Source organism: Virgibacillus sp. AGTR (assembly GCF_016919725.2).
Classification (GTDB): Bacteria; Bacillota; Bacilli; order Bacillales; family Amphibacillaceae; genus Virgibacillus; species Virgibacillus salarius.
Window position 1 is genome coordinate 1 of the sequence record NZ_JAJERH010000058.1, and the last position, 17,756, is coordinate 17,756.

Genomic DNA, 17,756 nt, shown 5'->3' on the forward strand with positions numbered 1-17,756 from the left:
ATAACGAAAGCTAATTTATAGGTTATTTTGCAGTAGCAAAGATACTGGTACTATGTCCTGCATGTAATTTGGCTTTGGGATCCGCTATTTTCTTAGCATGATTCACAGCTATTGGTGCTTCACCAAAGCCTGTTGCAATTAATTTGGCTTTTCCCTCGTACGTACAAACATCGCCTGCTGCAAAAATGCCTGCTATGTTTGTTTCCATTCTAGAATTAACAAGAATAGCATTTTTTTGAAGTTCTAATCCCCATGTTTTAACAGGTCCTAAAGAAGTGACAAAACCGAAGCTTACAATCACATCATCTACATCATATACGAATGATTCATCACCCTTCACTTCTTGAATTAAGACTTTTTCTATAGCTTTATCCGTACCAATAAGCTGCTTAACCTCATAAGGTGTTTTAACATTGACACTTGATTTTTCTAAAAGTGATACACTATGTTCATGAGCACGAAAAGAAGGTCGTCGATGTATTAATGTTATCTCTTCGGCTATAGATTCCAGTGCTAATGCCCAATCTACAGCAGAATCTCCTCCCCCACAAATTAAAACCCTTCTTTCGTTAAATTGTTCTAGGTTCTTGACTGAATAGTGCAGACACGTTTGCTCATACAGATTTGCATATTCTACTTTCAATTTTCTAGGTTGAAATGCACCAGCTCCAGCCGTAATAATTATAGTCTTAGAATAATGGATATCCTTCGATGTTATCACCTTAAAACTACCATCTTCTAAACGAATGATATGCTCTACTGTTTCACTTAAACGAAATGTTGGTGAAAAAGTGAATGCTTGTTCATATAACCGCCTAACCAATTCATGGGCTTTAACACTAGGAAATCCACCGACATCATAAATATACTTATCAGGATATAAAGCAGACAATTGCCCACCCACCTCTGGCAAACTATCAATCACTTTAACGGATGCATTTCGCATACCTGCATAAAAGGCAGTGAAAAGACCTACTGGCCCTGCTCCAATAATGGTAATATCATACAACGTATCTTCTGACATTACCCTTCCCCCTTTCAATTAATATTGCAGTCACAGTCACTATCATGTAAAGCACAAACCAACAACTAAATATCGTATTACGTTTTAAATACGAATCCAAAATATTTGTTATATAAAAGCATACGTAATTCACCATGTACTGTCAATATAAATATGAGAATATTCTTTATAACAGCTCAGGACCTTGGGGATAGACAACGGAATTTTAAAAGCTAATATGATAAAAAAGAACGGCTACTTAAATCGCACCGCTCCTCTCTTGTAATCATATTCGTTTAGAAAAGACGTCACTTAGAATTTCTGCCATGCTATACCCATATGGGTTTCTCTTTATTACTTGAAGTGGGGGCTTACTGCCAGTTATATACGAGATAAATTCCGTCCTTAGATTACCTCATGATTTTCCAAATGGTAACTGATGGTTATAAAGGGTTTGTGCCTCTTGCATCATTCGTTGAAAAAGCTCTTTAACCGTCGGGATATCATTAATAATCGACGCGACCTGACCAGCATTCACATGACCTTCTAAAAACTTTCCTTCTAGTGCTCCCAAAATATGATGGTTTTCATCCGTTAGATCTAGGTATGTTTTTAAATCTGGATTATTCCTTTCTTCCTCTAACAAATGCTTCCCATAAGGGGTCTTTAAGATCCTTCTTATTTTTCCATATGAACGACCAACAATCATCGTCCCATCAGAGTCAGCGGCACAGAGCGCGCGTTTATATAAACTATGAACTTTCGCATCCTTTGTCGCAATTAGTCTTGTTCCTAACTGCACTCCTTGTGCACCCAAGCTCATTGCAGCCAACACTCCCCTTCCATCACCTATACCTCCTGCAGCAATAACTGGAATAGCTACAGAATCGCATATTTTAGGGACTAGTGTAAATGTAGTAAGCTCTTCCGGTGCATTAATCCCAGCAGCTTCAACACCCTCTGCCACAATAAAATCTGCTCCTTCTTCCTCTGCCTTTATAGCTTGCCTTTCGTTCGCTACCACACAGATTACAATAATATTTTCATTCTTTAATTTAGTTATAAAGGGTGCTGGGTTACCAGCAGACAACGAAACAACAGGGATTTGGTATCCTATAATCAATTTTATTAACTCATCTACATTCTTCTGTACTGATAGTGGTACATTTATAGCAAATGGCTTAGAGGTTTGTTTACGGATTTTGATAATCATATCTTCCAGATAGTTAGGCGAAAGAGTACCTGCTCCAATTGTTCCCAACCCTCCTGCCTCAGACACAGCAACAGCCAATTCTGCATGACTTATGTTACCCATGCCTCCTTGAATGAAAGGAAGGGAAATTCCTAGCTTGCGTGTTAAGTCATTCACTTTTATCCACCTCCGTATAGAATGTGTTATACTGAATTATAACATACTTTATAGGGAGGAATGTAGATGATCTACCGTTATAAAGATGCTATACCATCTATAGATGAAACCGCTTTTATTGCTGATGGTGCAAAAATTATTGGAAATGTTGAAATTGGAGCAAAGTCTAGTATATGGTTTAACGTTGTGTTACGTGGAGATGAAGGTCCGATTAAGGTTGGAAAACGCTGTAATATTCAAGAAAACACCATGTGCCACTTGTATGAACAATTTCCATTAACACTTGAAGATGAGGTATCAATTGGCCATAATGCAATTGTTCATGGATGCACATTAAGAAGAGGTGTACTAGTGGGAATGGGTGCTACGGTATTAGATGGGGCTGAGGTAGGAGAATATACGATTATTGGAGCAAATAGCCTTGTCCCATCGGGAAAAGTAGTCCCTCCTCGCTCTCTCGTTCTTGGCTCTCCTGGAAAAGTTGTAAGAACATTAACAGATAAGGATATTCATATGATCGAGGAAACGATTGATACGTATGTTCAGAAAGGACAAGAATTTAAACAAATAGATGTCCTTGAAAAAGTTTTTGAATAGATATTTTCATAGGCTGGAATATACGAAACCTCTCGGGAAGCACAGACACTCGATGAATCGATTTCCCTGACGATATGGAATCATTTCTTCCACGGAAGTGGAGTATATTCCAGTTTTGTAAGAGCAATACTATCTTTTGCGACAGCCCTACTCGCTATACGTTAATATCTCCAGAATCAAATACAGACTCAAAAAACCTTGTAGCTGGTTCTTTAAGGATTTGATAATAATCTGTGAAAAGCGAAGCAGCTGAATCACCTAACCAATTGTCTGGTAGTAATTCTTTAGGTAGACTAGGGTCGATAAATAAAAATTTTCTGTATTGGTGTACAAGTAATGTTCGTTGCACAAAACAGTTGCCGTCATTCATCTCGCCTTTTTCAATTTTGCTCTTATCAATAATATATTTTTGACTATATGCTTGAATAAATTGTGAATAACGTTCATTCACTGCTTCCAAATCCCAGCACTGCTCTACTAAATCTTTATTTTCCTTTGTACCCTCATATGTACCATGAAAAAAGTTAACATAAGCGTCAATATCATATTTTTTTATTAAATCTTTTACCTGCTGTTCTAATGGATTAGGTGTGATCCAACAGCTATTAGATAAAAGACCAAACCCACTCCATACTAATTCTTGCCGCAATTCATCTCTAAGATGGCGCTTTTCTTCTGGAATCGTATAAAGAAGTAGCCTCCATTGCCCATCCCATGACGGTGCTTCTATTTGATAGATCCGTTGAGCAGCTTCATCCATACGAGCCTTTCCTCTCTCTGTTAAAAAGTAATAGCTCCTATTTCCATTCTTTTGGGACTTTACCCACCCTTGCTTATTCATACGAGAAATAGCCGCACGCACCGATTGTTCATTATGACCGAATTCTTCCAATAACCGAATTAAGCTTCCAATCCAAATAACATTGCCATATTGACTAACATAGTCACCATAAAGCGTGAAAATCATGGAGCGTGTATTAAATAATTTTGCCATTTTGTAATTCCATTCCCTTAATCATTGTATATATTCAAAATCATTGAACAAGTTATCCATTCCTATTCTAGCCGAAATAGCTTAACTTGAAAAGAAAGAATCTGAGATAAAAGTAAATAAGAACCAATAAAAAACGAATGATAATTGTTTTAAATTAATTATCATCCGTTTTTTGATTAGAATAATTAATATAGTACATTACATATGCGAACCTCCTTGAAAAAGAAGAACGCTTTTTCTGCGTGCCATGTATCGCTGCCGAAGCCTTCCTTATCCAGGGGGAACAGCACGAGTCCGAAGATTCACTTGATAACGCACTTTTCTTTACCAAGTTAGCTACGTACGTGCCCGTGCAAAGTGAGTATATTTCAGATTGTGCGATGATACTCCTATATCGATTCATATTTTGTAGCACACTCTATACACTATAATGTGGCAGACATCGACGGACGTTTATCAATAATTCGTCTCGCCTTTCCTTCTGAACGTAAAAGTGTTTTAGGCTTTGTCAAACGAACATCAACAGATACAAGCAGTTCCATTTTCAATGTCTTTTTAACTTTTTGAATGAGCTCCAATGACTTTTGGTCATTAAATGATTGTTCAGATAAAGAATTATAAAACAACTCGCATACTTCCACGTGCAATTCCACATGGTCCATTGCACCTTTCTTCAGCAAGTGAATTTCATAATGTGGCTCCAATTCTTCTGCACTACAAATGTAACGTTCAATTTCAGACGGAAATACATTAACCCCTCTAATAATTAACATATCATCAATTCTGCCCTTCACACGGCTCATTTTAATTGTTGTCCTACCACATGCACATCTTTCTCTACTTAATGATGCAACATCACCCGTCCGATATCGAATAATTGGTATGGCTTCCTTCGTCAAACTCGTGAAGACTAATTCTCCATCCTCCCCATCAGGTACAGGCTCTAGCGTTTCAGGATTAATAGCCTCTATAATGAAATGATCCTCGGCAACATGCAATCCTTCTTTACATTCACACTCCATTGCGATGCCGGGTCCCATAACTTCACTTAAACCATAGATGTCTAACGCATCCAGATCAAACATTTGCTCTATTATATCCCTCATTTTCTCTGACCAAGGCTCTGCACCAAGGATTGCCAATTTCAACGACGTGTTTGCTGGATTAATTCCTTGATTTATCATTGTCTCACCAATGTTTAATAGATAAGAAGGCGTCGAGCAAATAATACGTGGCTTAAAATCTTGGATCATAGCTATTTGCTTATTTGTATTCCCTCCGGAAATTGGAACAGTTGCACATCCTAGATATTCAGATCCATGGTGAATACCTAATCCACCTGTAAAAAGACCGTAGCCAAAAGCATTATGTAGAATATCACCCTTCCGGCCACCAGCCATATAAATAGCACGAGCCACCATATGTCCCCAGTGGCTAATATCATTTTTTGTATATGCAACGACAGTTGGTTTACCACTAGTACCAGATGATGCATGGATTCTAACGACCTCATTAACTGGAGTCGCTAACAACTGGAACGGATAATTCTCGCGTAAATGGTGTTTTTTCGTAAAAGGAAGTTCTTGGAACTGCTGCCATGAACAAAAGTCATCGGGAGTAATAGGAATGCGTTGCAGAGCTTCTCTGTAAAAAGGTACATTTTCATAAGCATGTTTAATGGATTTCTTTAGTCGAGACCATTGTAAATCCTTCATTTGCAGATGACTCCACTGTTCTTCTTTTGAAAAAGTAGACATAATATTCCCCTTTCACATGATATTTTTTAAACGAATTCACCAAAATTGTTACATATAAAGTATCTTTTATTGAAAGCGCTGTCAATATTTGTGATGCTGTAGTAAAAGCAACAATTCATTCATAAGCTTAATTACATAGGTGTTTATTATATTAACAAAAATTTAAAAATATTTCGCTATTGATATTTATATAACGTTTTATTATAATTGCGTTAATTAATCGTAATAAGGAGTTGAGAAAATGTATATTTATGGAGGCGCATCTGCTGCTGATCATGAAAAGGATACAGAAAAGCATACTGTTTTCATGAAACGAATAGAGGCAGGAGAAAAAATTGAGGCAGATGACTGGATGCCAGATGAATACAGAAATGCATTAATCAAACTCATATCCATGCACGGAATTAGCGAAATCATGGGAGCTCTACCTGAAAAAGAATGGGTACCCAAAGCACCCAGCTTGAAAAGAAAACTAGGCATTATGGCTAAGGTTCAAGATGAAATGGGTCATGGCCAATTATTACTTCGTGTAGCTGAGGATTTAATTAAACCCTATGGTAAAAACAGGGAGAATATCATGCAAGACTTATTAAACGGCAAGCTTAAGTTTCATAATGTTTTCCATATGCCCACAAAAACATGGGCAGATGCAGGCATAGTCGGTTGGTTAGTAGATGGAGCAGCTATCATTTCACAAACAAATATGTTAGACGCCTCATATGGACCTTACCAACGAGCACTTCAACGAATTTGTCAGGAAGAAGTATTCCATGCACAGCATGGAGAATCTATTATTATGGCTCTTGCAGAAGGATCTAACAAGCAAAGAGATATGTTACAGGAAGCTCTTGATCGTTGGTGGTCATCATTACTCATGTTTTTTGGGCCAGCTTCAGCAACAACAACTGGTTCTTCTAAGCAGGAAATAACTACGAAATATCGAATTAGGAAAAGTTCTAATGAGGAACTAAGGCAAGCTTTCTTGGATAAGTACTTACCTCGAATTTTCTCTTTGGGATTAACGGTACCAGATGAAACTATTCATTATGATGAAGCCAATAAACGTTGGGAATACAAGCAACCAGATTGGAATGAATTCAAAAAAATCATTAGTAATAATGGGCCTTGTTCAAAGCAACGATTACGATTAAGAGACATAGCCTACGAAAATAATCGATGGGTTCGACAAGCTTTAGCTCCTCAAGCTGTCGTCTCCTAATTAAGAAAGGAGGATCATGCAGATATGACTAGTCACGATGGATCGAATTTTTACCAGGAGTATGAAGTTTTTAGCAAAAAAAATGCAAAATCACCTATTCAGCATCAATTTAGTTTACTAGCACCTAACGATGAAATGGCATTAAATATGGCACAGGAAAATTTTATGCGCAGAGAAAATGTTATTGATGTATGGGTTGTACCACGCAGCCAAATTCGTTCTATGACCAGTGAGGAGCGGCAACTATGGACGAAACGATTAGATAACAAGGAATATCGTACAACAAAAGGCTATGGATACCTACGGAAAAAATGGCGTGAAAAAGAGCAAGGAATGCTAGATGAGAAAGAAATTATGTCGTGGAAAGAGGTGAAAAAATTGTGAAACGGATAGATACAGCAAAAGAAGCGAAACAAAATCCTTCCTACTTTGAGGCACTTGTTGAATTACTATTTCAGCTTGCCGACGACGACTTTATCATTTCCTTCCGAGGATCTGAATGGCTAGGCTTAGCTCCTCACATAGAAGAAGATGTAGCTCTTTCGTCCATTACCCAAAATACAATGGGGCACGCTTCTCTATATTACCACTTGCTAGAAGACTTAGATATAGGTAACGCAGATAAGTTAGCACATGAACGGCAAGCGGTGGAAAGAAGAAATGCCAGCTATTTTGAGAGAAAAAACGGTGAAGGTTCATACTTGCAAGAACCTTATTACGACTGGGCGCTAACAGTAGTAAGACAATTTCTTTTTGAAACAATGAAGAAAGTTAAATTGGAGACCATTATAAATAGTTCCTATCAACCACTAGCAGATATTGCTAATAAAGTTTTAATGGAGCAGCCATATCATTTAGCACATTGGCGCATGTGGTTAAAGCAGTTGCTTGGATCGACAGAGGAAGCACAAAATAAGGTTCAGTTTCAATTGGAAGCTGCCTGGCCAGCTTGTGCGGATATTATAGGCTTAGGTCCAAAAGCATTTGAACTTGAGAAGCATCATTTAATTGCAGGTGAGGATTACCTTCGAAAGCAGTGGCTAAAAGAGCTGGAACAGTCTTTATCCTTACCATCTTCGCTTTTTGTTGATAATCATCCTGCGAGGGGAAGATATGGAGAACATACAGCAGATTTAGATCAAGCATTAAGCACGCTAAGTGAAGTATATAATAGTGACCAAAAGGCTGTATGGTAAGCATTTGCTTAAGGAGGTGACCAACTTGAGTATGGAGCTAAAACAAAAGGAAATCTATGAAACGCTTAAGAAGGTTGATGATCCTGAATTAACCGCAGTTAGCGTGGTTGACCTAGGAATGGTTCATAAAGTTTCTATCGATGGAGGTACAGTATCAATTACGATGGTCCCTACATTTGCAGGCTGTCCTGCTTTAGATTTCATCCAAAAAAATGTGCAGACTGCAGTCCAAAAGCTTCATTGGGTTATGGATTGTCAGGTTACTTTCTCCTTTCAATTAACATGGTCGACCACCTCCATTACGAATCATGGCAAGCAACAGTTAAAAAAGCACGGGATAGCTCCTCCACCTGAAAATTATATTCCAGGGGATGAGTGGACAGTGGACTGTCCATACTGTGGTTCTGCATTCACATCAATGGAGAATGTATTTGGACCTACTGCGTGTCGTAGTATTTTATATTGCGCAGCTTGTAAAAATCCATTTGAAGCAATGAAACCTGTATTAGATCATCATACCATCACTTAATTTAGAAAGGGGTATATATATGGTGAAACTTATTGCGTTATACAAACAACCGGAGGACAAGGAAGCATTTGATGAGCATTATTTCAATACACATACACCAATAACAAAAAAGATTCCTGGATTAAGAGAAATGAAGGTTACTAGAATTGTAGGTTCACCAATGGGGAAATCTGATTATTATTTACTATGCGAGATGTATTATGACAACCATGATGCATTGAAACAAGCAATGAAAACAGCAGAGGGAAAGGCATCAGGAAAAGATGTTATGAATTTTGCAGGTGACATCGTATCACTAATGATTGGTGAGGAAATTGATGACGAGTGAGTATATAAACACGTATACCATAGATAAGGTCGGTGTCATCCAGCTATTTCGCCCCAATGTAGCGAATGCTTTAAACAGGTTAATGGTTAAGGAAATTGTTGAACAGTTGGAGCACTTTGACCATAATTCTTCGGTTCGAGTTATTCTTTTGAAAGGAAATGAAAAAGCGTTTGCAGCAGGTGCAGATATTGGTGAAATGCTGGATGATTCTCCACTATCACTTGAAATGTCTAACCCATTTGCTGACTGGGATCGTATCAGATTAATTAAGAAACCAATCATTGCAGCTGTTGAAGGTCTTGCCTTAGGTGGAGGGTTTGAATTAGCACTACATTGTGATTTAGTAGTTGCTGGAGAAAACGCTACATTTGGTTTTCCAGAAGTGTCATTGGGCGTCATGCCAGGAGCAGGTGGAACCCAACTTTTAACAAAAGCAGTGGGCAAAGCAAAAGCATTGGAATGGATATGGCTTGGAAAAATGATCCGTGCACAAGAAGTACTCGATCACGGTGTCATTAATCAAGTAGTAGCTAACGAAATTGTTGAAGAGGAAGCAATGCGACTGGCAGAGCAACTTTCTAATCAAGCACCTTTGGCCATTCGGTTAATAAAAGAGGCAGTATATGAAGCTATGGATACATCTTTAATGGAAGGGTTGAAGTTAGAAAGAAAGAACTTTTATCTTACTTTCTCTTCACAGGATCAAACAGAGGGCATGAAGGCATTTATGGAAAAACGAAATCCTTCTTTCAAAGGAGAATGAATATGAATGAAAATTTTCAAGCCATTAACTATAGCCAATCAAACGGCATAGCTACTATTCTACTGAATCGACCTTCTGCCTATAATGCTTTTACAGAAACCATGAATCTAGAGATTATGAAAGCTCTACGATTAGCAGTAAAGGACGATTTAGTTAGGTGTATCGTCATTACAGGTGCAGGAAAAGCCTTTTGTTCAGGAGAAGACTTAGCTGGCATAGATACTAACACAAATCATGCTACTCTATTACGCAAACGCTATCATCCGATGATGGAAGCTATGAGAAAAACTTCTAAACCCATCGTTGCAGCTGTCAATGGAACGGCTGCAGGCGCTGGCATGAGTTTAGCATTGGCAGCTGATTTCCGATTAGTGAAGCCAGATGTTAAATTTGTAAGTGCATTTATCAATATTGGCTTAATACCAGATTCTGGATTCTTATATATCCTACCACGCCTTATTGGATATGCCAAGGCATTAGAAATATCTATACTTGGTAAACCGATAACCGGCAAGGAGGCATATCAGCTTGGATTAGCAACCGAATTAATCGATTCATCTGAATGGGATGAAAAAGTTAGTGCGTTTTCGCAAAAACTTGCGGCTTTACCGACCAAATCCGTTTCATTAATTAAACGCTATATGCTAGATGGCATGAATCTTCCTTTTGATAACATGCTCGAAAAAGAAGCGCAAGCACAGCGAATTGCTGGAATGTCAAAGGATCATCATGAAGGATTGCAGGCATTCAAAGAGAAACGCAAGCCAACATTTGTTGGCAAATAATAAAAGGAGTGATAACAATGGCAAGTACTGTCGTAGCAGATTTAGCAAAAGAGGTTAAACCGATGAAACGAGATTACTACCGAATGATTATAAATGGGGAGCGTGTTGATAGTAGCTCTAAAGAGACATTCACAACATACAACCCGGCTAAGGGTGAAATTTTAGCCACAGTTGCAAGGGCAACGACAGAAGATGCAGAAAGAGCTGTACAAGCAGCAAGGCAATCATTTAATCACGGTAAATGGAGAAAATACCCTGTAGGTAAGCGTGCTCGTGTCCTTAATAAAATTGCTACTATTATGCGGGAGCGCTTCAATGAGCTTGTTGAAATGGAAGTACTTAACAGCGGTAAATCGATAGGAGCTGCACAAGTTCAAATAAATCAATCTATCGAAGACTTTGAATTTTATGCCGGAGCAATTGTCGGTCATCGCGGAACCGTTAATAACATGCCTAATGGATTTCTAAATTATACACACAAAGAACCAATCGGTGTTTGCGCTCAGATTATACCGTGGAACTATCCAATGATGATGGCAGCCTGGAAGATAGCGCCCGCAATTGCTGCAGGATGTTCTGTCATTATAAAGCCTGCTAGTTTAACACCTATTACAGCAATTATATTAAACGAAATTTGCCACGAAGCTGGAGTACCTGAAGGAGTTGTTAATACACTTCCTGGTTCAGGTAAAGTTATCGGCGACTATCTTGTAGAACACAATGACATCAACAAGGTAGCGTTCACCGGATCGACCGATACTGGTAAAGAAATTATGAAAAAGTCTGCAAGCACCTTAAAGCGTTTAACGCTTGAGCTTGGTGGAAAGTCACCAAATATTGTATTCGAAGACGCAGATTTAAATGCAGCAGTACCAGGTTCATTATTTGGTATCTTCTTTAACACTGGACAATCCTGCGAAGCACGCTCTCGACTCTTCGTTCATGAATCTATCTATGATGAATTTATGGAGCAATTTATTGCCAAAACGGAAAGATTACAATCTGGTGATCCCTTTGATAAAGGTACACATCTCGGCTCCATCATTAGTCAAGAACAATTGGAAGTCATTGATGGGTATGTGCAATCCGCAATACAGGACGGTGCGACAATCGCTACTGGTGGCAAGGCATTGAAAATAGAAGGGTTTGAAAACGGATATTGGTATGCGCCGACCATCATTACAGATGTCACTCCTGACATGAAAGTAGTTCGAGAGGAAATATTCGGACCGGTAGTTGTCATAGAAACGTTCACAGATGAAAAAGATGTTGTTAAACGAGCAAATGATACTGAGTATGGGCTTGGATCTGCTATTTGGACTACTAATCAAGGTAGAGCAACACGAGTCTCCCACCAAATTGAAGCAGGTATTGTAATGATAAATAATCCATTTTCAGCATTCCCTGGAACACCATTTGGAGGATATAAGCATTCCGGATTTGGTAGAGAACTTTGTGTCGAAACACTAGATCTCTACTTGGAAGACAAAAGTATACTCTCTTATTATGGACCCAAACCATTAAATCCATTTGGTGTGTAGGAGGATACAGATGACTAACCAGAATATTACAGTCGCTGGTGCAGGAGTTATGGGCCGAGGCATTGCATATGTCTCTGCCCTTGCTGGCTTTCATACTATTTTAGTAGATGTTTCTAAAGATCAATTAGAGTCCGCCATAAAATATGTAAATACCACGGCTCAAAAAGGCATTCAAAAGGGAAAAATCACTGAAAAACAGGCAAAAAACGTATTAGCTAATTTAGAAACAACTAGTAAATTAAAAGAAGCCCTTGTGACAACAGATTTATTTATTGAAGCAGTTCCAGAGAAGCAGCATATTAAGAAAATGCTAATGCAAGATGCTGATGCGTTTGCTCCGAAGCATACTATATTTGCATCTAATACTTCTACTATTAGTCCGACCGAACTAGCATCTTTTACTAATCGACCAGAACAGGTTGCAGTCATGCATTTTTTTAATCCAGCCATACAAATGCCGCTTGTTGAAATAGTTCGTGGCATTCAGACAAACGATCAAACAGTAAAAGTTATTCAAGAGGTAGCAAAAAAATTGGGAAAGGAAAGTGTACAAGTTAATGAGTTTCCAGGTTTTGTTACTAGCAGAATAAGTGCATTAGTAGGAAATGAAGCATTTCATATGCTTCAAGAAGGTGTAGCAACTGCTGAAGATATAGATAAGGCCATTCGTCTAGGGCTAAATTATCCAATGGGTCCTTTAGAGCTATCCGACTTGGTAGGACTAGATGCACGTCTCAATAATTTAAAATATTTACATGAAACATTAGGAGAAAAGTACCGGCCAGCACCATTATTAGAACAGCTTGTAAAAGCAGGTCGATTAGGAAAAAAAACAATGCATGGCATATATAAGTACAATGAGTAGGAGGAAATACAATGCACGAAGTTGTTATCGTTGATGCCGTTAGAACCCCCATCGGTCGTTACAATGGCGCTTTAAAAACGGTGCGTCCAGATGACTTAGGTGCACATGTCCTACGAGCCATTAAGGAACGAAATCCTGCATTACCACTTAATAAAGTAGAAGAAGTCATTATGGGGAATGCAAATGGTGCGGGTGAAGATAATCGCAATGTTGCTCGGATGTCTACCCTCTTGGCCGATTATCCAACAGAAATTGGCGGAACTACGATCAATCGGCTTTGTGGGTCAGGATTAGATGCTGTTACTTATGCTGCAAGAGCCATTGCATTAGGACACGGTGATATTATGATTGCAGGTGGAACAGAGAGTATGACACGAGCTCCCTATGTATTGGGAAAATCAGATAAGGACTTCAAACGTGGTGATCAAATTCTCCAAGATACAACAATTGGTTGGCGATTTACGAATCCTTCCTTAGAAGAAAAATATGGTACCGATTCTATGCCAGAAACAGCAGAAAACGTTGCTAAGCTATATGAAATCTCTCGATCAGAACAGGACGAATTTGCTCTTCAAAGTCAAATGAAAGCTAAATCAGCAATGGACAATGGGATCCTTCAAGCAGAAATAACTCCAGTACCTATTCATGATCGAAAATTAGGGGTATATAACTTAGAAATAGACGAACACCCTAGATCGCATACTTCTAGAGAAAAACTAAAGAAGCTCCCTCCCTTGTTTTCAGATGGTAGCGTAACTGCAGGAAATGCTTCTGGAATTAACGATGGCGCCTCTGCCATCCTGTTAATGAACAGAGAAACAGCGAATAGGCTAGGATTAGAACCAATGGCTACCTATGTTACTTCAGCTGTTGCTGGTGTAGAACCGAGAATCATGGGAATTGGTCCAATTACAGCTACTAAGAAAGCATTGAAAAGAGCAAATATGACTGTCGATGACCTTGATTTAATTGAGTTAAATGAAGCATTTGCTGCGCAATCACTTGCTTGTATACGTTCATTAGAATTAGATCAGGAAAAAGTAAATGTTAATGGGGGGGCCATCGCTTACGGCCACCCATTGGGAGCCAGTGGAGCGAGAATCTTAACCACTTTAGTACATGAAATGAAAAGAAGACAATGTAAAACCGGTTTGGCTACAATGTGTATTGGTGTCGGTCAAGGAATATCTATCATTGTTAAAAGAGATTAGGATGCAGTGAAACTTTAATCAGTTGTGGACTTTGTTTATCCCCACGGATTGTTAGTACCATTAAGAAAAACGGAGCAAAATTCGCTCAGTCCTTATCACTAAATGCTCAGATTTACGCTTCCTCTAGTAGCTATTATGGAATCACTCCGGCTGCCCACTTCCCTTTCCGTGGGGTTTGTCCTTCAGCTAACTTTTTTAGCAAAACCCGCTCAAAAAAGTGGATCTTCAGGTCAAACATTTCCCACAGGAGTTGAAGTGGCCGCCCTTCGCTATTATCAGGCTCTACAACGCTAGCATGAAGTAACACAGCTGCTATTATACTCACGGATAACGATTTTCACTTTACCCATTGTAAAAAAAGTCAACCTATTACTTATGACAAGAATTGTTGCACATTCTCATAGCGGAGACTAATTACGTAGACTCCTGCGGGATTAGCGCGAGCCGAAAATCCACTTTGCAACGTGTTCTTCTTTGCAAAGTTAGTTGAGGCCGTGCCCACGGAAAGCGAAGTAATTAGTCGGAGCATTGCCAATATACATCAAACATTTCAAAATAACTACTTCGCTTAACGCAGTCATTGCACTGATTTTATACTTTCTTAACTTACAAGGATATGACCTAAAAGCCTTTGAACCAATTGGGTGTTTACTGACAGTCGATCCCCCAAGTATCATATTCGTTTCACTTTATTGCTTGAAGGGGGTATTACTGCCAGTCATATGTGGGATAAACTGTTGCACCATAATACCGTTTTCCCTTCATCCTTTTCAACGTACTAAACAATAACACTACAAAGCTTATGCCTTATAAAGTATGGTAATTCGATAAAGTAAAGGAGACTTTTTTATGGCATTTGTTATTACTTCACCATGTGAAAACGAAAAAGCAGCTGAATGTATAGAAGTATGTCCTGTAGATTGCATTGAAGAGGGTAAAGATATGTTTCATATTGATCCCGATATATGTATTGAATGCGGAGCATGTGAAGCAGCTTGTCCTGTACAAGCGATTTATATGGAAGAAGATATTCCAGAAGAAGAGGAAAAATATATACAAATTAATCGAGCTTTTTTCGAAGATTAAAACCTAACTCTACAAAAACCAATCTATACGATTCAAAAAAATAACAAGACTTTGATTGACTGTTATCAAAGTCTTTCTTTTATATCCTATTTAAAAATTAGTGATTAGCTACGCATATATGCTGTGACTTGATAGAAGTTCAGCTATTGATCGTTGGGTGGATGAACTTCTTTAATGACTTCATCATACGGACTACTATTCTTTAAAGCTGAACCTTCATATGTTGAAATAGAATTACTTTCACGATAAAAAACGTCCTTAATATTGGCCATATAGTTTTTCATTACTGTTAGTTCTTGTAACAGAGGCTCTAACGTATTCATCTGCGAACGATCTAAGGCATACAACTGCTCGATTACTTCATTCTTGTTATTCTTAGCTTGCTGAATACCTCTAAGTAGATCATGGTCATCGAGCAATGGTAGAGAAATAATATCTTGGATCTTATAAATTTCATGATTTACTTCATCTGTTATTCCCTTCGTCACATCTTCCACTCGCTGTAAGCCATGTTCCAGATCATTTTCTAAAAAAGATTGCTGAACTAAGCCATCTGCTGCTGGTTCATATGAGTGTACAGCCTCTTTTAATTGGATAAGCGCCTGATCGTATTCTGTAAGAAAATTATCGAGATATTGTAGAAATGGTTCATGGACATCTGCAAAAAAAGAGCGAATTGCAGTTCCCGTATTTCCTTGCAATGCATGGTCCAACGATGTCAATTGGTGAACGGCTTGTCGTATATCATTCATTTGTTCTTGTACAGTTGTAAGCTTTGTTCGTAACCTATCAATATAGTGATTTAACTCCTGAATGTCTAATGTTTTCATGGAAACCTCCTGATGGGGAACGCTGTTGAAGAGTTATCGTGGTCGTTTTCCTATTATTTAACAATCTGTATGTTGGAAGCTATTCGTTCTTCCGTCTCTAATAATTGATTTACTGCTTCCAATGTTTCTTGTTCATGAGTAAGAAGTAATGCTTGGTAAGAGCTCAATACATCTTCTAATAAAAGATTAATTTCGTTTACTTTATTTACCATGTCTAATGATATGTCACTTTGGGCATCACTTGGTATTCTATTTTCCAATGATTGAATGTTTGTTCGTAAGTTTGCTAACGCCTTTTCTATCGGTGCATAATTTAGCTTTATTTCTTCACTCACTAACTCATTAACTCCCTTCGTTGCTTATCATATAAGTGATCAAGCTCCGTATTATGTGTAGATACATCCATACGAATATCAATAATGGCTTGCTTCGTTTCCCTTATTTTGTCATTTAATTGATCAAGCGTTTGAACTAACTGATAGTCATACAGGGATTGATAATTTGATAGAATTTCTTGATCCCGATACTGTTGGAACTGATTTGCAAGTTGTCCATACCACGTAGTTTCTGATAATTCTGGGTTTATACATAGATCTCTATGCTGTTTAAGCTCTTTCTGATAATCATATAAATTAGAATGGACTAATGCCAGTCGCTCCAATTCCCTGCGTTTTTCATCTAATTGAGCATTTAACATGTAAAGGGAATTCTGTGTCCGACTGATTTGTCCATTAATCCAGTTTAAGGATTCCATTTTCTCACCTCGGTGCCGCTTGAAGCTTCAGTCATACATCATAAAATATATTAGCATTAACATTACTATTATATAGCATAAAATTCCCCATTTTAAGAGGCATAAAAGCCTATATTTAGAAGAGCCTGTTTTTACAGGAGTGATTGTCTTAGGTAATACGAATCAAAAAACACTAAATGTATTAAATATTTAAATTCGTTGTAATATAGCACATTGATTTTAATTAGGATATCATTTATAATTACCTAAAATGACATACTTGTCACTTTAGGTAAAGGAGGCAATATATGGCCCCCAAAGTTACTAGTACATACAAAGTGAAAAAAAAGCAACAGCTACTACTTGCGGCCCGTGAAGTCTTTCTAAGTAAAGGATACACAAATGCAACTATACAAGATATTATTGATATTGCTGGTGTATCAAGGGGAACAATATATAATTATTTCAAAAATATAGATCATGCCTTTGTGGAGGTACTCTATAATGACGATCAGTACCTGTTGCCGAATATCCAAATAGATAGTAGAAAATCGGTTTGGCAACAACTTACTTTTTGGATTGAACAACTAGTAGATATTCACACGAATCAGCCATCCCTTGTACAAGCACGCAGTGAATTCTTTCTTTCTTCTAACTATGTTAACAACAAGGAGCATTTCTCTTATATTAAAAAGCGATATGAAGTAATGGTTGAAGGAATTAAACGTACCATCCAACAAGGAAAAGATGCCGGTCAATTAAATCCAGTTACAGATGGAGATACCATTGCACACTATCTTATTTCATTTATGGATGGAATGATATTAAACACCGATTTACTTGGATCACAGGTGACAAGCATGGAAAAGCAAATAGATTTTTTCTTGGAATCGTTAAAGACTTTGCTTTGTCCAATAGTACAAACACCCCAAAAATAGGAGCGTGATCAT

Annotated in this window: 21 protein-coding genes; 13 read left to right on the forward strand and 8 right to left on the reverse strand. The window is 38.0% G+C overall.

Annotated features, from left to right (window positions below; all coding sequences use genetic code 11):
- Window positions 1-22: 22 nt before the first annotated feature.
- A complete protein-coding gene (locus JUJ52_RS17080; protein ID WP_205389483.1) occupies window positions 23-1,024 on the reverse strand; it encodes an NAD(P)/FAD-dependent oxidoreductase in 1,002 nt (333 codons plus the stop codon).
- A gap of 394 nt (window positions 1,025-1,418) precedes the next feature.
- On the reverse strand, window positions 1,419-2,372 hold the full coding sequence (locus JUJ52_RS17085; protein ID WP_205389482.1) for an NAD(P)H-dependent flavin oxidoreductase: 954 nt from the start codon (window positions 2,370-2,372) through the stop codon (window positions 1,419-1,421).
- 66 nt (window positions 2,373-2,438) lie between these two features.
- Here JUJ52_RS17085 and JUJ52_RS17090 point away from each other — a divergent pair, with 66 nt between their 5' ends.
- Window positions 2,439-2,969, forward strand: coding sequence for a gamma carbonic anhydrase family protein (locus JUJ52_RS17090; RefSeq protein WP_026679773.1), 531 nt, complete (start codon window positions 2,439-2,441; stop codon window positions 2,967-2,969).
- Window positions 2,970-3,123: 154 nt separating this feature from the next.
- On the opposite strand, the gene paaX is transcribed toward JUJ52_RS17090, so the two are convergent.
- Window positions 3,124-3,963: a phenylacetic acid degradation operon negative regulatory protein PaaX gene (gene paaX, locus JUJ52_RS17095; RefSeq protein ID WP_166530436.1), complete on the reverse strand. Its 840-nt coding sequence runs from the start codon at window positions 3,961-3,963 to the stop codon at window positions 3,124-3,126.
- A 425-nt stretch (window positions 3,964-4,388) separates the two neighbouring features.
- The gene (locus JUJ52_RS17100; RefSeq protein ID WP_205389481.1) at window positions 4,389-5,720 is read right to left on the reverse strand and encodes a phenylacetate--CoA ligase family protein; all 1,332 of its coding nucleotides are present in this window, start codon (window positions 5,718-5,720) and stop codon (window positions 4,389-4,391) included.
- Between the two features lie 307 nt (window positions 5,721-6,027).
- On the opposite strand from JUJ52_RS17100, the gene paaA reads away from it, so the two are divergent.
- From paaA to JUJ52_RS17150, 10 genes are read left to right on the forward strand one after another with little or no spacing between them, the layout of a single operon-like run.
- Window positions 6,028-6,939: a 1,2-phenylacetyl-CoA epoxidase subunit PaaA gene (gene paaA / locus JUJ52_RS17105; protein ID WP_371414010.1), complete on the forward strand. Its 912-nt coding sequence runs from the start codon at window positions 6,028-6,030 to the stop codon at window positions 6,937-6,939.
- Window positions 6,940-6,963: 24 nt separating this feature from the next.
- On the forward strand, window positions 6,964-7,323 hold the full coding sequence (paaB, locus tag JUJ52_RS17110) for a 1,2-phenylacetyl-CoA epoxidase subunit PaaB (protein WP_026679777.1): 360 nt from the start codon (window positions 6,964-6,966) through the stop codon (window positions 7,321-7,323).
- Window positions 7,320-8,135, forward strand: a complete 816-nt coding sequence (paaC, locus tag JUJ52_RS17115; protein WP_308036054.1) for a 1,2-phenylacetyl-CoA epoxidase subunit PaaC — start codon at window positions 7,320-7,322, stop codon at window positions 8,133-8,135. The genes paaB and paaC overlap by 4 nt, the downstream gene beginning before the upstream one ends.
- 31 nt (window positions 8,136-8,166) lie before the next feature.
- Window positions 8,167-8,664, forward strand: a complete 498-nt coding sequence (gene paaD / locus JUJ52_RS17120) for a 1,2-phenylacetyl-CoA epoxidase subunit PaaD (RefSeq protein WP_051388231.1) — start codon at window positions 8,167-8,169, stop codon at window positions 8,662-8,664.
- A gap of 19 nt (window positions 8,665-8,683) precedes the next feature.
- Entirely contained in the window at window positions 8,684-8,992 is a 309-nt protein-coding gene (locus tag JUJ52_RS17125; protein ID WP_026679780.1) for an EthD family reductase, read from the forward strand.
- Window positions 8,982-9,755: an enoyl-CoA hydratase-related protein gene (locus tag JUJ52_RS17130; protein ID WP_026679781.1), complete on the forward strand. Its 774-nt coding sequence runs from the start codon at window positions 8,982-8,984 to the stop codon at window positions 9,753-9,755. Before JUJ52_RS17125 ends, JUJ52_RS17130 begins: the two co-directional genes overlap by 11 nt.
- A 2-nt stretch (window positions 9,756-9,757) precedes the next feature.
- Entirely contained in the window at window positions 9,758-10,540 is a 783-nt protein-coding gene (locus JUJ52_RS17135) for an enoyl-CoA hydratase/isomerase family protein (RefSeq protein WP_121604409.1), read from the forward strand.
- Window positions 10,541-10,557: 17 nt separating this feature from the next.
- The gene (locus tag JUJ52_RS17140; RefSeq protein WP_226983606.1) at window positions 10,558-12,081 is read left to right on the forward strand and encodes an aldehyde dehydrogenase family protein; all 1,524 of its coding nucleotides are present in this window, start codon (window positions 10,558-10,560) and stop codon (window positions 12,079-12,081) included.
- A gap of 10 nt (window positions 12,082-12,091) precedes the next feature.
- Window positions 12,092-12,946, forward strand: a complete 855-nt coding sequence (locus JUJ52_RS17145) for a 3-hydroxyacyl-CoA dehydrogenase (protein ID WP_121604408.1) — start codon at window positions 12,092-12,094, stop codon at window positions 12,944-12,946.
- Window positions 12,947-12,957: 11 nt separating this feature from the next.
- Window positions 12,958-14,157: a thiolase family protein gene (locus JUJ52_RS17150; RefSeq protein ID WP_205389480.1), complete on the forward strand. Its 1,200-nt coding sequence runs from the start codon at window positions 12,958-12,960 to the stop codon at window positions 14,155-14,157.
- Between the two features lie 133 nt (window positions 14,158-14,290).
- On the opposite strand, the gene JUJ52_RS17155 is transcribed toward JUJ52_RS17150, so the two are convergent.
- Window positions 14,291-14,482 carry a hypothetical protein gene (locus JUJ52_RS17155; RefSeq protein ID WP_228089052.1) on the reverse strand — a complete coding sequence of 64 codons (192 nt, stop codon included), beginning with the start codon at window positions 14,480-14,482 and terminating at the stop codon, window positions 14,291-14,293.
- 524 nt (window positions 14,483-15,006) lie between these two features.
- On the opposite strand from JUJ52_RS17155, the gene JUJ52_RS17160 reads away from it, so the two are divergent.
- Window positions 15,007-15,243: a 4Fe-4S binding protein gene (locus JUJ52_RS17160; RefSeq protein ID WP_026679903.1), complete on the forward strand. Its 237-nt coding sequence runs from the start codon at window positions 15,007-15,009 to the stop codon at window positions 15,241-15,243.
- A gap of 143 nt (window positions 15,244-15,386) precedes the next feature.
- Here the strand turns inward: JUJ52_RS17160 and JUJ52_RS17165 are convergent, their stop codons facing one another.
- From JUJ52_RS17165 to JUJ52_RS17175, 3 genes are read right to left on the reverse strand one after another with little or no spacing between them, the layout of a single operon-like run.
- Entirely contained in the window at window positions 15,387-16,073 is a 687-nt protein-coding gene (locus tag JUJ52_RS17165; RefSeq protein ID WP_205389478.1) for an LXG domain-containing protein, read from the reverse strand.
- Between the two features lie 53 nt (window positions 16,074-16,126).
- Window positions 16,127-16,408 carry a YwqI/YxiC family protein gene (locus JUJ52_RS17170; RefSeq protein WP_026679901.1) on the reverse strand — a complete coding sequence of 94 codons (282 nt, stop codon included), beginning with the start codon at window positions 16,406-16,408 and terminating at the stop codon, window positions 16,127-16,129.
- Window positions 16,408-16,827 carry a DUF5082 domain-containing protein gene (locus tag JUJ52_RS17175; RefSeq protein ID WP_026679900.1) on the reverse strand — a complete coding sequence of 140 codons (420 nt, stop codon included), beginning with the start codon at window positions 16,825-16,827 and terminating at the stop codon, window positions 16,408-16,410. The genes JUJ52_RS17170 and JUJ52_RS17175 overlap by 1 nt, the downstream gene beginning before the upstream one ends.
- A gap of 287 nt (window positions 16,828-17,114) precedes the next feature.
- On the opposite strand from JUJ52_RS17175, the gene JUJ52_RS17180 reads away from it, so the two are divergent.
- Window positions 17,115-17,744, forward strand: a complete 630-nt coding sequence (locus JUJ52_RS17180) for a TetR/AcrR family transcriptional regulator (protein WP_205389476.1) — start codon at window positions 17,115-17,117, stop codon at window positions 17,742-17,744.
- Window positions 17,745-17,756 lie beyond the last annotated feature (12 nt).

Excerpts from the sequence above, each read along its gene's own strand:
- JUJ52_RS17080 (WP_205389483.1), bottom strand. The coding sequence starts at position 1,024 with ATGTCAGAAGATACGTTGTATGATATTACCATTATTGGAGCAGGGCCA.
- JUJ52_RS17090 (WP_026679773.1), top strand. The coding sequence starts at position 2,439 with ATGATCTACCGTTATAAAGATGCTATACCATCTATAGATGAAACCGCT.
- paaX (WP_166530436.1), bottom strand. The coding sequence starts at position 3,963 with ATGGCAAAATTATTTAATACACGCTCCATGATTTTCACGCTTTATGGT.
- JUJ52_RS17100 (WP_205389481.1), bottom strand. The coding sequence starts at position 5,720 with ATGTCTACTTTTTCAAAAGAAGAACAGTGGAGTCATCTGCAAATGAAG.
- paaA (WP_371414010.1), top strand. The coding sequence starts at position 6,028 with ATGAAACGAATAGAGGCAGGAGAAAAAATTGAGGCAGATGACTGGATG.
- paaB (WP_026679777.1), top strand. The coding sequence starts at position 6,964 with ATGACTAGTCACGATGGATCGAATTTTTACCAGGAGTATGAAGTTTTT.
- paaD (WP_051388231.1), top strand. The coding sequence starts at position 8,167 with ATGGAGCTAAAACAAAAGGAAATCTATGAAACGCTTAAGAAGGTTGAT.
- JUJ52_RS17125 (WP_026679780.1), top strand. The coding sequence starts at position 8,684 with ATGGTGAAACTTATTGCGTTATACAAACAACCGGAGGACAAGGAAGCA.
- JUJ52_RS17130 (WP_026679781.1), top strand. The coding sequence starts at position 8,982 with ATGACGAGTGAGTATATAAACACGTATACCATAGATAAGGTCGGTGTC.
- JUJ52_RS17135 (WP_121604409.1), top strand. The coding sequence starts at position 9,758 with ATGAATGAAAATTTTCAAGCCATTAACTATAGCCAATCAAACGGCATA.
- JUJ52_RS17140 (WP_226983606.1), top strand. The coding sequence starts at position 10,558 with ATGGCAAGTACTGTCGTAGCAGATTTAGCAAAAGAGGTTAAACCGATG.
- JUJ52_RS17145 (WP_121604408.1), top strand. The coding sequence starts at position 12,092 with ATGACTAACCAGAATATTACAGTCGCTGGTGCAGGAGTTATGGGCCGA.
- JUJ52_RS17150 (WP_205389480.1), top strand. The coding sequence starts at position 12,958 with ATGCACGAAGTTGTTATCGTTGATGCCGTTAGAACCCCCATCGGTCGT.
- JUJ52_RS17160 (WP_026679903.1), top strand. The coding sequence starts at position 15,007 with ATGGCATTTGTTATTACTTCACCATGTGAAAACGAAAAAGCAGCTGAA.
- JUJ52_RS17165 (WP_205389478.1), bottom strand. The coding sequence starts at position 16,073 with ATGAAAACATTAGACATTCAGGAGTTAAATCACTATATTGATAGGTTA.
- JUJ52_RS17175 (WP_026679900.1), bottom strand. The coding sequence starts at position 16,827 with ATGGAATCCTTAAACTGGATTAATGGACAAATCAGTCGGACACAGAAT.
- JUJ52_RS17180 (WP_205389476.1), top strand. The coding sequence starts at position 17,115 with ATGGCCCCCAAAGTTACTAGTACATACAAAGTGAAAAAAAAGCAACAG.